The organism is Shewanella rhizosphaerae (genome assembly GCF_019457655.1).
GTDB classification, from domain to species: domain Bacteria; phylum Pseudomonadota; class Gammaproteobacteria; order Enterobacterales; family Shewanellaceae; genus Shewanella; species Shewanella loihica.
On record NZ_CP080420.1, the window covers coordinates 4,493,438 to 4,506,678 of the forward strand.

The 13,241-nt window shown below is 56.7% G+C and carries 15 protein-coding genes; 8 read left to right on the forward strand and 7 right to left on the reverse strand.

All coding sequences use genetic code 11. The features are described from left to right. Nucleotides 1-84 precede the first annotated feature (84 nt). Nucleotides 85-762: an acireductone synthase gene (gene mtnC, locus K0I63_RS19535; protein WP_220082110.1), complete on the forward strand. Its 678-nt coding sequence runs from the start codon at nucleotides 85-87 to the stop codon at nucleotides 760-762. Nucleotides 763-952: 190 nt separating this feature from the next. Next, complete coding sequence (locus K0I63_RS19540; RefSeq protein WP_220043743.1) at nucleotides 953-1,381, forward strand: acyl-CoA thioesterase; 429 nt, start codon at nucleotides 953-955, stop codon at nucleotides 1,379-1,381. A 17-nt stretch (nucleotides 1,382-1,398) separates the two neighbouring features. Here the strand turns inward: K0I63_RS19540 and K0I63_RS19545 are convergent, their stop codons facing one another. Next, a complete protein-coding gene (locus K0I63_RS19545; protein WP_491573754.1) occupies nucleotides 1,399-2,382 on the reverse strand; it encodes a Solitary outer membrane autotransporter beta-barrel domain in 984 nt (327 codons plus the stop codon). A 157-nt stretch (nucleotides 2,383-2,539) separates the two neighbouring features. On the opposite strand from K0I63_RS19545, the gene K0I63_RS19550 reads away from it, so the two are divergent. Further along, nucleotides 2,540-2,785 carry a GNAT family N-acetyltransferase gene (locus K0I63_RS19550; RefSeq protein WP_041406816.1) on the forward strand — a complete coding sequence of 82 codons (246 nt, stop codon included), beginning with the start codon at nucleotides 2,540-2,542 and terminating at the stop codon, nucleotides 2,783-2,785. Nucleotides 2,786-2,790: 5 nt separating this feature from the next. On the opposite strand, the gene K0I63_RS19555 is transcribed toward K0I63_RS19550, so the two are convergent. The 5 genes from K0I63_RS19555 to K0I63_RS19575 all read right to left on the reverse strand — a co-directional run bounded on the left by K0I63_RS19555 (nucleotide 2,791) and on the right by K0I63_RS19575 (nucleotide 7,780). After that, a complete protein-coding gene (locus K0I63_RS19555) occupies nucleotides 2,791-3,195 on the reverse strand; it encodes an acyl-CoA thioesterase (RefSeq protein WP_011867569.1) in 405 nt (134 codons plus the stop codon). A 161-nt stretch (nucleotides 3,196-3,356) separates the two neighbouring features. Then, nucleotides 3,357-5,153 carry an AMP-dependent synthetase/ligase gene (locus K0I63_RS19560; protein ID WP_220082112.1) on the reverse strand — a complete coding sequence of 599 codons (1,797 nt, stop codon included), beginning with the start codon at nucleotides 5,151-5,153 and terminating at the stop codon, nucleotides 3,357-3,359. A 127-nt stretch (nucleotides 5,154-5,280) separates the two neighbouring features. Further along, entirely contained in the window at nucleotides 5,281-6,543 is a 1,263-nt protein-coding gene (locus K0I63_RS19565) for a hypothetical protein (protein ID WP_220082113.1), read from the reverse strand. After that, nucleotides 6,540-7,385: an ABC transporter ATP-binding protein gene (locus K0I63_RS19570; RefSeq protein WP_258406911.1), complete on the reverse strand. Its 846-nt coding sequence runs from the start codon at nucleotides 7,383-7,385 to the stop codon at nucleotides 6,540-6,542. The genes K0I63_RS19565 and K0I63_RS19570 overlap by 4 nt, the downstream gene beginning before the upstream one ends. A gap of 14 nt (nucleotides 7,386-7,399) precedes the next feature. After that, a complete protein-coding gene (locus tag K0I63_RS19575) occupies nucleotides 7,400-7,780 on the reverse strand; it encodes a GntR family transcriptional regulator (RefSeq protein ID WP_220082115.1) in 381 nt (126 codons plus the stop codon). Nucleotides 7,781-7,871: 91 nt separating this feature from the next. Between K0I63_RS19575 and K0I63_RS19580 the strand changes: the two genes are divergently transcribed. From K0I63_RS19580 to K0I63_RS19600, 5 genes are all read left to right on the forward strand, one after another. Continuing rightward, nucleotides 7,872-9,449 carry an alpha/beta hydrolase gene (locus K0I63_RS19580; RefSeq protein ID WP_258406912.1) on the forward strand — a complete coding sequence of 526 codons (1,578 nt, stop codon included), beginning with the start codon at nucleotides 7,872-7,874 and terminating at the stop codon, nucleotides 9,447-9,449. Next, entirely contained in the window at nucleotides 9,442-10,176 is a 735-nt protein-coding gene (locus K0I63_RS19585; RefSeq protein WP_220072666.1) for an ABC transporter ATP-binding protein, read from the forward strand. The genes K0I63_RS19580 and K0I63_RS19585 overlap by 8 nt, the downstream gene beginning before the upstream one ends. Next, complete coding sequence (locus K0I63_RS19590) at nucleotides 10,176-11,309, forward strand: ABC transporter permease (RefSeq protein ID WP_220083507.1); 1,134 nt, start codon at nucleotides 10,176-10,178, stop codon at nucleotides 11,307-11,309. The genes K0I63_RS19585 and K0I63_RS19590 overlap by 1 nt, the downstream gene beginning before the upstream one ends. 56 nt (nucleotides 11,310-11,365) lie before the next feature. Next, a complete protein-coding gene (locus tag K0I63_RS19595; protein ID WP_220082116.1) occupies nucleotides 11,366-11,614 on the forward strand; it encodes a hypothetical protein in 249 nt (82 codons plus the stop codon). Nucleotides 11,615-11,815: 201 nt separating this feature from the next. Then, on the forward strand, nucleotides 11,816-12,067 hold the full coding sequence (locus K0I63_RS19600; protein ID WP_220082117.1) for a hypothetical protein: 252 nt from the start codon (nucleotides 11,816-11,818) through the stop codon (nucleotides 12,065-12,067). A gap of 103 nt (nucleotides 12,068-12,170) precedes the next feature. On the opposite strand, the gene K0I63_RS19605 is transcribed toward K0I63_RS19600, so the two are convergent. Next, the gene (locus K0I63_RS19605; RefSeq protein WP_220082118.1) at nucleotides 12,171-13,178 is read right to left on the reverse strand and encodes a GlxA family transcriptional regulator; all 1,008 of its coding nucleotides are present in this window, start codon (nucleotides 13,176-13,178) and stop codon (nucleotides 12,171-12,173) included. Nucleotides 13,179-13,241: the final 63 nt, after the last annotated feature.

Genomic DNA, 13,241 nt, shown 5'->3' on the forward strand with positions numbered 1-13,241 from the left:
CCAAAGGGGCGTTTTCAGCTTAGGATCTGGCCTGTCATTTAAGCGAATCATTTCTATTAATGCATAGTGGAGTAAGCCAACGTTATGGGTATTCGAGCCATAGTTGTAGATACAGCAGGTACAACAACCGATCTGAACTTTATTCAGGACACCCTTTTTCCCTATTCGTCTAAGGCCCTCGCTGATTTTTTAGAAAATAATCAAACTAATGTATTGGTCGACAACTGCATCAGCGATGTGAAAGATATCGCGCTGGAGCCGGACGCTTCACTGGAGCGCGTGGTGGAGATACTGCAGCAGTGGATTGCCGAAGATCGCAAGGCCACTCCGCTTAAGACGCTGCAAGGCCTGATCTGGAAACAGGGCTACGCCAAGGGCGAATTTAAGGGCCACATCTACCCTGACTTCATCGACAGCGTGAAAGAGATTAAGGCGCAGAACGTGCGTCTCTACAGCTTCTCTTCTGGCTCAGTGGATGCCCAGAAGCTGCTGTTCAGCCACAGCGACGGCGGCGACCTGACCGAATATTTCGATGGCCACTTCGACACCCGCACCGGCAACAAGCTGTTTAAACAGGCCTACCTAAACATCATCAACACCATCAGCCTGGCGCCTAAGCAGGTGCTGTTTATCTCGGATGTGCTCGAGGAGCTCAAAGCTGCCGAGCAGGCGGGCATGCGTGTGATGCAGATGGTACGCGAGACCACCCAGCGCACCGGCGACTACCCGCAGATCACCAACTTTAAAGAATTGAGCTTCTAATCTGTCGGTTAAAAAATAAAGGCACTCTAGGGTGCCTTTTTTGTTGCCCGCTCGCCGAACAAATCGAAGAACGAGAGAAAGCCTCACCAAATTCATTAGCCACTCGAACGCCCTCAGGGATTGGTATTGTGGCGAGATGCTGATATCTTAATCCAAAACTAAACGCTTGTTTGAAATTAAAGGTTAAGATATGGAGCAGTTCGCTAGCCAGTTTCCCTTTCACACCCGTATCCCGGTCGCCTGGGGCGAGATGGACGCCCTGAAGCACGTCAACAATGCGGTCTATTTCCGTTATTTCGAGACGGCGCGGATAGACTTCTTTAACCAGCTGTTTCCGCTAGATAAGCTCTACCAGTACGGCATGGGCCCAGTGATCAGCGACAACCATGCTCGCTACAAGCGCCCGGTCACCTTCCCCGACACCCTATTAATCGGCGTCAGCATCAGCGACATCCACAAGGATCGCTTCACCATGCACTATCAGGTGTTCAGCGAGCAGCAACAGGCGATCACCACCAAAGGCTCCTCGGTCGCCGTCATGTTCGACTTCAATAAACAAGCCAAGGCAAATCTGCCCGACGAGTTACTGGCCGTGCTCAAGGATCACTGCATCGACTAATCTCGATTGTGCCGGGCTCACATCTCCTCGTTAAATAGCAGCACTATGCCGCCGCCACTCAGGCCGCTGTTGATGTTGAGTGTGATGCCTATCCCTATGTTACGCAGCCAGGCTGACAGCGAGGGGGTCTGCACCACCCAGCCGGCACCGAACTCGTAGTAGTGGCGCGTCCCCATGGGGTCTATCACATCGCCGCTGAGGTCGATCCGCTTGGCCAGCAGGCGCATCTCGTTCTGACGGTCGAAAAAGTCGGGCAGCCCATAATGAAACACCAGGGCGTTGCTCAGACGCCCGACCTGAGGCGTCACCGCCTGCATGCCATCGTCGGTCAGCAGGCTGCGGCCTATGCCATATCTGAGGGTACTGATAAATTCCCACTTGTTCCCCATGAGGTCACCGGTATAGGTAAACTCGGCGTTGGGATCGAACATGATGGCGCCATAGCAGGTGTTTACCAGCTTGTCGTCGAGAATGCCACTGACGCTGCGCAGCACGGGGTCGTTATAGATTAGGCGGTTTTCCAGCCAGATAAACTGCGCTCCCAGGCCAAAGACCGCCCGCCACTGTTCATTTATCTGATACTTCCAGCGATACTCGCCCGCCAGCAGGTAGCTGGTATCTTTGATCGGACTGCTAATGGTCTCATCCTCCAGCCCCTGTATGCTGTCGCTGGCGTGCACGTAGGAGAGGCGCACCTGGATGCTTTGGGACCACTCGGGCGAGAGCGGCACAGTGTCGCTCTCCCAGGGCAAGGTGTAGGAGGTCAGCTGACTGCGACGCTTGAGCGACTCTTCATCACCGGCGTTGATATCGCCTATCTCACTCAGGTCCACTATGGTGTTGGGGTTGAAATCGACTATGCCTAAGGTGATCAGGTTGGCGTCGGTCAGTACCATGGCGCTGGTGATATCGCCTTTCACCTTGGCCTCGATCGCCCCACGAATGTCGATCTCCTGAGCCAAGACAGTGGTGCCGCTTCCTAATAGGAGCGTGAGTCCCAATGCCGCAAGTCCTTGGGCCACAATGTGCTTTAAACGACTGAAAGATAGGCTTATCAAGCGGCAACCCCTAAGCGAAATGTTGACCGAATCATCTTGTGACTTATCTCCTCACCCTGTGCTAACGTTAAGAGTCATCCAACCAAACGAGAAGCAGACTATGACCCAGGAGACGATATTACACCAGGCCGACCAGCAGCGATTTGTGTTGTCGATTGCAGGCCATGATGCGGTATTAGAATATCAACGACAAGGTGATAAGGTGGATTTTGTTCGGACCTTCGTGCCGGATCCCCTCAGGGGTCAGGGCGTGGCCGGGCGCCTGGTGCGCCATGGGTTGGAGTGGGCCAAGTCCCAGCAACTCGCCATCAGCGCCAGTTGCTGGTACGTGCAGAAGTTTTTGTAACCCGTTTATTCGCCGGTCAGGGTCAGCAGCGCCTGCTTCACCTCTTCCCCTATGGGTCGGCTCTTGTCGATACTGTAGTCGTAATGCACTAAGGTGGTCTTGGCCTCGGCGGTCATCTTGCCGCCCTGCCAACTCTGCTGCGCCACCTCGAAACTGGCGTTGCCCACACGGCTGATCCAGGTCTTGATCTCCACCGGCTGACCATATTGGGTCGGCGAGGTGTAGGCTATGGTGAAGCCCGCCACAATCAGGTTCCACTCGGCCAGATTGAGAGAAGGATTGAAGATGGCGAAGATAGGCTCGCGCGCCGCCTCGAACCAGACGGGCATGACGGTATTGTTGATATGGCCCAGTCCATCGGTTTCATTGAATCTGGGTTGAATGGTTAAACTGAAAGAGCGTAACGGCACAGGGAGCTCCTAAAACTAAGTCGTTATTTTTGTGCCAAAGACGTTAACCGAGATACCAGGGTGATGCAAGATGGACTTTTGGACTACTGACCTCATAGATACTGGCCCCATAGAATAAGGGCGCCTCTTATGAGGCGCCCTTACTATTCAAACAATATCGGCTATTTCACATACATAGCATTAATTTCGGTGGCGTACTTATGATAGATCATCTTACGCCTTAGCTTCATGGTCGGCGTCAGCAGGCCGGCCTCCATGGAAAACGCCTCGGGCAGCAGGGTGAACTTCTTGATCTTCTCGAAACCTGCCAGCTCCTGCTGCAGATGCTTGAGGCGCTGCTCGAAGTGCTCGATCACATGGCTATGACGCAGTAGCTCCATGGGCGACTCGTAATGCAGCCCCTTCTCCTGAGCCCAAGCCTCTAGCGACTCGAACGCCGGTACGATAAGCGCGGTCACATAGTTTTTCGCATCGGCGATCACCGCCACCTGCTCAATGAAGGGGCAGCAACCTACCTTACCCTCGACCCGCTGCGGCGCAATATATTTGCCGTTGGAGGTCTTCATCAACTCTTTGATTCTGTCTGTGATAAACAGGTTGCCCTGCTCGTCTATCTGACCTGCATCGCCCGTCTTCAACCAGCCATCTTCGAAGCTGTCGGCGGTCTCCTGAGGGCGGTTGTAGTAGCCGCGCATCACGGTATCACCACGCACCAGGATCTCGTTGTCTTTACCTAGCTTAATCTCGACTTCCGGCAGCGTCTTGCCATTAGAGCCGGCGACACGGTTATCCAGGGTATTACAGGTCACGGTCGCCGTGGTCTCCGTCATGCCGTAGCCGCAGAGCACGGGAATATCGATGCCATGGAAGAAGCTGGCGACGTTCTGATCCAGCGCCGCGCCGCCGCAAGGCATAAACTTAAGCCTGCCACCCAGTACCTGCTGCAGCTTGCTGTACACCAACTTATGGGCCAGCTTCCACTGGGTCTTGAGCCACCAGGAAGCCTTAGCACGCCCCTGACTGACCTCGAACTGACGCTCGCCCACAGACATGGCCCAGGCGAACAGCTTCTTGCGGGTATCGGGCGCCTTATTGACCTTGTCCTGCACCGCGCTATAGACCTTCTCCAGGAAGCGCGGCACCACACACAGGGTATGGGGGCGAATATCGACGATCGCCTCTTTCACCGTCATTGGATCTTTGAGGTAGACGTTATGGCCGCCGCGGCACAACACGTAAAAGCTCCAGCCGCGCTCGAACACATGACTCAGCGGCAGGAAGGCCAGCGACACATCGCCTGGCGTAAAGGGCAAGATAGTATCGTGCTGACGGATCACAGAGGCGATATTACGATAATCCAGCATCACCCCTTTAGGGTCGCCCGTGGTGCCCGAGGTGTAGATCAGGGTCAGCAGATCGTCCAGGGCTAGATTAGCCAGACGGTTAGCCAGTTCGGCCTCGACCTCGGGCGAATGGGTTTGCGTCAGCAAGCTATCGAAGTGAACAGCCGTATCCTCTTGCTTAAGTGCCACCTCGGCATCGAAGACCACTATCTGGGTCAGGCTGGGGCAGAGTGCAAGCAGTTCGCGGGCCATACGGTACTGCTCGGCATCGCCGACGAAGATCAGTTTGGCCTGGGCATCGTCTATGATGTAGCGCGCCTGCTCCAGGGTACTGGTGGGATAGATGGGCACCACCACAGCCTTGGCCTTGAGGGCACCGACATCGGCACAGGTCCACTGGGGGCAGTTTTGCGACAGGATCGCCACCTTGTCTTGGGCCGCGAAGCCAGAAGCGATCAAAGCCTTGGCGATCTGGTCACCAATCTCGTCGAATCGTCGCCAACTGATCTGCTGCCAAGGGGCCGATAAGCCGTAGCCTTCCAATGCGATGGCATCGCCACGTTGCTGGCTCTGGGCTTGCATCAGGCTGATGGGATGATACTGTTGGAGCGACATAATTTTCTGACCCTTTTAGCGTACACTTGTACCTGTTTTGGCGCATTTTACTGCAATGGCGGCCAAAAAATAAGAGTTTTTGCTCCAATAATGTTAATTGGAGCACAAAAGCCAGGCGCTAGTCGGATCAGGCCAGGGCGTCACGCCACAACTTTCGCTTGCCCCACCAAAGCGTTAGCAGAGAAAAAGCCACCAGGCCAATATCCAGGGTCACATAGGTAGTGAGGTCTCTGCCTTCGCGCAGTGCCACCAGCGCGGTGGACAACCAGATGGCATGACAGATCACCACTAACATACTCAGTGAGATATGCATGGCGCTGCGGGCGGCGCAGCCCAGGCCCAGCAAGAAGGCGCAGACGCAGAAGGTGCTGAGTACCAGATGGCTCCAGATGAGCAGGGTAAAGTCGGGCTTGAGTATCAGGGTGCAGGTCGCCAGCAGCGCCATGGTGCCGGTGAAATACCCCAGCAGACGATACTGGGCGCTGGCGAAGGCCTCTATCAGCCCCTGTTTACCGTCGAAGCCCGGCAAGATATAGAGGGTCTCAGTCGCCCGCCATCTCTGCACGCGGCTCCAGTGCACTAAGGTACAGGCAACGGCGCTGAACTGACCCATGATGAAGAGCACGGGCAGCTCGATGCCGACAAAATAATTTACCAGCCCCAGCAGCAGCGCCAGCGCAGGCAGTAACACCAGCATCATGGAGAGCATGGGGCCGACGAAGAAGTTTACCGGATGCAGCCACCTGTCCAGACGGTTCATCAGGCTGTTTGAACCCAGATTAGGCAACCAGAACCAGCCCATCTCCAGGCCATTGAGGTAGACAGATCTGGCCTCCAGGTGCCAGATCTCTGCCCTGAGATCAGCACGGATGAGATAGATAAGCCCCACGACGGCCAGCGGCACAAGGTAGAAGCTGAGGCTAGGCAGAAATGCCGTCATCTCAGGCGTAAAGGGCAGCAGTAAAAACAGGGCGAAAGAAAAGTAAAACCCCTTGATGTGTCGGCGACAGAAATAGATGAAGGCGACCCCAGCCAGGCTCGCCAGCAGCACCTGCTGAACCGCCGCCTCGAGGGGCAATAGTATCGCCGCACTCAGCGAGATCAGGGTAGCGATAATGCCCACGATGAGCGCCTGCCATTGAATGCTCTCGGCGTAGCCGGGCACCAGGCTGGCCCACTCGGTGGCCGACAGGCGGTTGAGTTGCCAGGCGATCGCCGCGCAGGTAGAGACCTGCATCATCCCCAGCATGATAGGCATGGCGTCGTATTTGCCCGAGAACGCCAACACCAGCATCATCACCAGCGCCAGCAGTCCGGTGCCGAGAAAGCTGGCACTGCCCACATCGAACAGCCAGAAGCGCAGCATGCCGCGCAGCGCTTTAGGCATCATCTGTGCAGCTCCATGAAGAGTTGTTCCAGGTTCATTGGCGTCACCGAGGTGAAGCTTGGTGCCATGGCGGTCTCATAGTGATCTACCAGCAGCTTATCCTGCTGACGATTGAGCACAACAAGCCCCTCGGGCAGAGACTCGCCCGGCTTGAGACTCACCAGCTGCACGCTCTCCCTGAGGGCATCGATCTCCTTGAAGAGCACCAGCTTGCCCTTGCGCATCAGGGCCACATGGCTGGCGACCCGCTCGAGATCTGAGGTGATGTGTGAAGAGAAGAGCACCGCCGAGCCGGCATCCAGCGCCAGGTCGAACAGATCCGACATAAACTCGCGCCGGGCGATAGGGTCCAGGCTGGCAACCGGCTCATCGAGGATCAACAACTTAGGCCTATAGGCCATGGCCATGATCAGTGCCAGCGACTGGCGTTGCCCCACAGACAGGCGCTGTACCTGCTGCGTCCCATCGAGCTGGAAGCGACTCAGCCACTCCTGCTCCAGCGACCTGTCCCAGTTAGGATAGAAGCTGCGATGCAGGGCCAGGGCGCGCTCGACGGTGAAGCCCTCATAGCCAAAGGGTTGCTGAGGCACATAGCCTATCAGCTCCTTCTGCGCCGAGCTGATGTTGTCGCTGGTGCCGCCCAGTATCTCTATCTGCCCCTCGGTGACATCGAGGATCCCCAAAGCGCAGCGCATCAGGGTCGACTTGCCCGCACCATTTTGCCCCAGCAGGCCCACCACCATGCCGGGATAGAGGGTCATCGACAGCTCATCTATGGCTAGTTGGCCGTCAAAGGCCTTAGTGATCCCATGAAAGGCTAATATGGCTTGATTGCTCTCTTGCATCTGCATCTGTTCCTTTATTGCGCCTGTTGCCATGCCTTGGCGATGATGGCATTGAGTTCCTCCAGACTAACGCCTAACTGCTTAGCCTGGTTGATGAGTGAATTGACTTGCGGCGACATCAGATCGGCACTCGAGGTGCCCTGGCTGTCGCCACGCTGTGCCACCCGGGTGGGTTGGCCGCGGCGACGCTCGAGCCAGCCCTGCTCCACCAACTGCTGAATGGCGCGGGAGACCGTCATGGGGTTGACCGCCAGGTGCTCGGCGATCTGCCGCACCGAAGGCAATACCTCCTGGGGTTGCAGCTGGCCGCCGACGATCAGACGCACTATCTGATCGCTAAGCTGGCGGTAGATGGGGTCGCCATTACTGGGGTTGACATTGAGTAAATCTAGCATTAGCCTTTATTCACTGTATTAATACATTGATACACCGATACAGTACTAAATTAACATAGATACGGTAAATTTCAACTAAGGAATCGGTATCATGCTTCAAGGAAAGGTTAAATTGATGGCCAATAGACTCACCCGGCAGCAGCGGCTGGCCGCGCTACTCCTGCCCGCCTGCTTGGCGCTACTGCTGTTGTCTCAGCCCACCTGGGCAGACGCTCAACCAGCAGATCAGCAAGACAGCCAGCCGACATCTTGCTATGTGGACGACCTGTCTGATCGTCTGCGCTGCGGCGCCATCTGGGTTCCGGAAAACTACGCTAAGCCACAGGGCAAACAGATACAGATCCACTATCTGGTTCTGCCCGCCATCAAACCCAGTTTCGAGAAAGAAGCGCTATTAGCCATTGCCGGTGGCCCGGGTCAATCGGCCATAGATAACGCCGCCAGCTTCGACAAGATCTTTACCAAGGTGCGCCAGCAGCGGGACATACTGCTGATCGACCAGCGCGGCACCGGCCTCTCTAACCAACTCGTCTGTGAAGGCGCCGGCTTCGAAGGCGGCCTGGCCTTCAACGACGATGAGCTGGATATCGCCGCCGAGACCAAGGCCTGCCTCGCCAAGATAGATGCCGACGTCAGCCAGTATGGCAGCGAAACTGCCCTTAAAGATTTCGAGGCGGTCAGGCAAGCCCTGGGATACCAGAAGCTGCACCTGTATGGCATCTCCTACGGTACCCGCATGGCCCAGCTCTATATGCGTCACTACCCAGAGGCCCTGGCTACCGTGACCTTGGACGGCGTGGTGCCCATGCAGCAGAGTGTGCTTAATATCGGCGACGCCATCACCCGCGCCATCGACCTGCTGCTTAAAGATTGCCAGGGCAACGCCCTATGTCATCAAGAGTTCCCTAATCTCAAAGCAGAGCTAGAACAGGTCGAGGCGCAGCTCAGCCAGGGACCGCAGATCAGCCAGACCCGCGATCCCCTCACCAATGCGCCGACCCAGCTGACCATGACCCGCGCCAAATTTATGGGCGCCATCCGCATGGCGCTCTATATGCCCAATGTTAGGGCGCTGCTGCCCCACGCCATCCACCAGGCGGCTGAGGGGAATTTTCAGGCCATCATGGGGCTGTACGCCCTCACGATGAACAGCACTGGCATAGCCGCCGGCATGCATTCTGCAGTGGTTTGTGGCGAAGACTGGCACCGCTTCAGCGAGGCCGAGCGTCAGCAGATAGGCCAGAGTTACTTCGGTCGGGAGATGCTTGAGGCCTTCGATCTGAGCTGCCCTATCTGGCATATTCCGGCTGTGGGTGAAGATTTCTCCGCCCCCATTGCCAGCGCCCTACCGACACTCGTGCTGTCGGGACAGATAGACCCGGCCACGCCACCTAGCTGGGGCGAGCTGGCCATGGCCAAGCTGAGCAATGCCAAGCATTTCGTCGCCCCCTATGCGACCCATGGGGTGGCCTATCAGTCTTGCGCCAACACACTGATCGCGGAGCTTATCAGCAGCGGCAGCGTCGACGGCCTGTCTCAGGAGTGCCTGAGCAAAGATATCAGCCGTAACTTCTACCTCAACGCCAACACGGTTGAGGCCATCCCACAAGGCACACTCAGCCATTCCACTCTCGGTAGCGACCAGCAGCAAGGAGCACGCCATGATTAAGGTATCGAATTTATCTAAACGGATCGGCGAGGTACAGGCGCTGAACGACCTCAGTTTCGAGGCGCTGGACGGCCAGATCACCGGCCTGCTGGGCCCCAACGGCGCGGGCAAGACCACCTGTCTGCGCACCGTCTTCGGCCTGCTCAAGCCAGACCAAGGCATCGCCGAGATCGACGGCATAGATGTCGCCAAACAGCCTGTGGCCGCCAAACAGCAGCTGGGCCTGTTCCCAGACCCTTTCGGCCTGTATGAGCGGCTGACGCCGAGAGAATATATCCGCTACTTCGCCGAGCTTAACGGCCTCTCCCGCGAGCAGGCCAAGGCCGCCTCGGCCAAGGTGCTGAGCAAGCTGCACATGGACGACATTGCCGATCGCCGCTGCAAGGGGTTCTCCCAAGGGCAGAGAATGAAGACGGCGCTGGCCCAGGCGATAGTGCATGAGCCCACCAACATCATACTCGACGAGCCCACCCGCGGCCTGGACGTGATGAGCACCCGAGTGCTGCGCGACCTGCTCAGGGATCTCAAGCAGGCGGGACACTGCGTACTCTTCTCCAGCCATGTGATGCAGGAGGTCGCCGCCCTGTGTGATCGCGTCATCGTCATGGCCGAGGGGCGCGTGGTCGCCGTCGGCAGCCCACAGGAACTCTGCCAACAGACAGGCCAGGCCTCATTGGAAGACGCCTTCATTCAGCTAATCGGTACCGACGAGGGAATTGCAGCATGATCAGTTCAATCATTACCATGGTCAGAAAAGAGCTGACCGATGCCGCCAGGGACAAGCGCTCTGTGATGGCGGGCCTCTACTACGCCATCGGCGCGCCGCTAATGATGTGCGGCATGTTTATGATCCTCATCGGCCAGATCACCAGCCCAGAGGCGCTTAACATCACCATCACCCACGGCGAGCGCGCACCGGATCTGGTGAAATACCTCGCCAGCAACGAGATAAGTCAGGGTGATGAGGCCGATCGCAAGGAGATAGAGCTTGTCATCAGCCCAGACTACGCCGCCAACATGGCCAAGAGTCAGGCCGCCGAGATAGTGCTGATCGCCGACAACTCCAACGAGAAGCTACAATCTTCTATCCGTCGCTTGGAGAAGGCATTGCAGCAGTACAGCGCCGAGATGGGCAGCCTGCGACTGATCGCCCGCGGCATAGACCCTAAGGTGATGCAGCCGATCAAGGTTAAGGTGGAAGATCAGGCCACCTCAGACTCCAAGGGCGGCATGATCTTAGGCGTCGCCATCTTCATGATGGTCTATGCGGTGTTCATCTCTGGCATGAACCTGGCCATAGACACCAGCGCCGGCGAGCGCGAGCGCAACTCGCTAGCCCTGCTACTCAGCCATCCGGTGTCGACCCGGAATATCGTGCTGGCCAAGGTGGCGGCGGTGACCATCTTCGCCATGCTGGGGCTGATCCTCACCCTGGTGATCTCTAAGGTCGCCTATGGCTTCGTGCCCTGGCAGGAGCTGGGCTTCTCGGTCAACATCAATGTCGACTTCATCCTCTTGATGTTGGCCATCGGCCTGCCCATCGCTCTGATGGCGGCGGCGTTGCAGCTGTTCGTCTCCTTCATGGCCAAGTCGTTCAAGGAGGCGCAGTCCTACCTCACCATAGTGCTGATCGTGCCCATGATGCTGTCGATGGCGGCGAGCTACAACATAGCGCCAGATACCCTGCAGTGGCTGCCGATATCGGGACAGATGCAGGCGCTGATCGCCTTCATCAAGGGCAAGGAGATCCCCATGACGCAGCTGGCGCTCTCCAGCGCCATCACCTTCGTCATCGCCCTGGCACTGGCCCTGGGCATGGAGCGTTCACTCAAGAGCGAGAAAATCGTCTTCGGACTCTAAGCCCGACTTTGTCATCGACAAGGGCCTTCAGCAGAAGGCCCTACAAGGAGCATGCTATGGATAAGCAACAAGTGGTTATGATCGTCATGTTGGTCTTGGTGGTCGCCACCAGCCTCAGCGAACTCTATAAATACCGCCTAAGGCAAGAGAGACGCCGCCCTACACGGGGCGACACCGATGAGATGACCCGTCTGAAACAGGAAAACCAGCGACTGGCCGAGCGCGTCAGCGTGCTGGAGCGTATCGTCACCGATAGCGACTATCAGCTGAAACAAGAGTTTGCCGAGCTCAATCGCGGTGCTTAAGCTTTTGTCTTAGCTTAGTTTAACTTGGCTTTAGGCTTGGCTTAGTCCCAGGATTAGGCCCTGATTTAGACCCTGGACTAGGTAAGGCACCCAGCAATACCATAAGTTCTTTAGGGTTTTTCACTTGTGCCGCAGGCGGCAAATGGTTTTATAATGGCGGGCTAAGACAAATCGCTGTAAAAATCTTATATTCGAGACGATATGACCATAATATCCGCCATCAAACACACTTTCGTTGGCCTGTTTGCCCTGGCCAGCCTTTCGGGTTGTGCCAGCGCACTGTGCGACGCCCAGACCGACCACGCCACCAATCCAGTGCAGCGGGAGAATAACCGCCTGGAGTGCCAGCGTCAGGTGATGAACGCCATGGACGAGCATGAACGCAAGAAGAGGAAAGAGAGTGATGCCCAGTTAAAGGCCTATCTGGACAAACACCTCAAAGATACCCACTAACTTAAGACGGGCGCCCTAAGCGCCCGCCTCTAGCTTCCTGCCACCAGTCTCAATAAACAGTCTTAACAAACAGGCTTAAACAAACAGCCTGATGCGACCGATCTCAACAGCAGCTGTGGGTATTAAATTTTTGCCGGTAGGCCCTTGGCGACAGGCTGGTCAACTGAATGAACAGCTTGCGAAAGGAGCTGACATCTTCATAGCCGACCCGCTCGACAATCTGCTCCAGCGCCAACTCAGTGGTCTCCAGCAGCCGCTTGGCCTCATCGACCCGCAGACGCTGCATGTAACTGGCGGGCGTCTCGTTGAGGGCCTTCTTGAAACGGCGGATCAGGGTGCGCTTACCCAGGGCAAACTTCTGCGCTATCTCATCGAGCAACCAGTTTTGATCTAGATTGGCCTGCATCCACTGCTGAATCTTGCTCACCACCTCATCTTGATGCTGCTCAGGGGTGATCGCCATGGTCATGAAGGGCTGCTGGGAGATGCGGTTAGGATCTATGAGCAGAATCTTGGCCATCTGCTGCGCCAGCGCCTCACCCGCCAGCAAGCCCACCAGATGCAGGGCTAGACTCAGGTTAGAGGTGGTCGCCCCGGCGGTGTGAAACTGACCATCTGACACCACCAAAGAGTCCATACAGAGATTGACCCTAGCGAAGTTACGCTCAAACATCTGCGACAACCACCAGACTGTGGTGGCCCGCCTGTTGTCCAGCAGCCCAGAGGCGGCCAGCATAAGGGTACCCGAGCAGTAGGCGGCGATGGGCTTGCCCGTCTCGGCATAAGCTTTTAACGGCCCAAGCAGGGGCGCAAAGTCCAGGGAGTATGCCTTAAACTCCGCCTTGTTAGTCACGAAGGAAGAGGCCAGTACCACGGCATCGGCCGCCTCTAGCTGCGCCGCATCGCTTAGCCCCATGGCCGCGAGTTGAAAGCCCTGATTGGTGATTATCGGCTGGCCGTCGCCAGAGACGATATGGCAGTGAAACAGATCTTGGGTCGCCTCGGGGTGCAGCCTGCGATAGAGGGCATTGGTAAAGCTAAACACATCGATCAGCCCTACTATGCCGCCAGCCACCACATTGCCCGCCGCCAGTATCATGATTGTCTTCATCTCACTCTCCTCAGCAACCCAAACTGTCACTTATCACCTTTATTTTGTCAATAATGACACTTT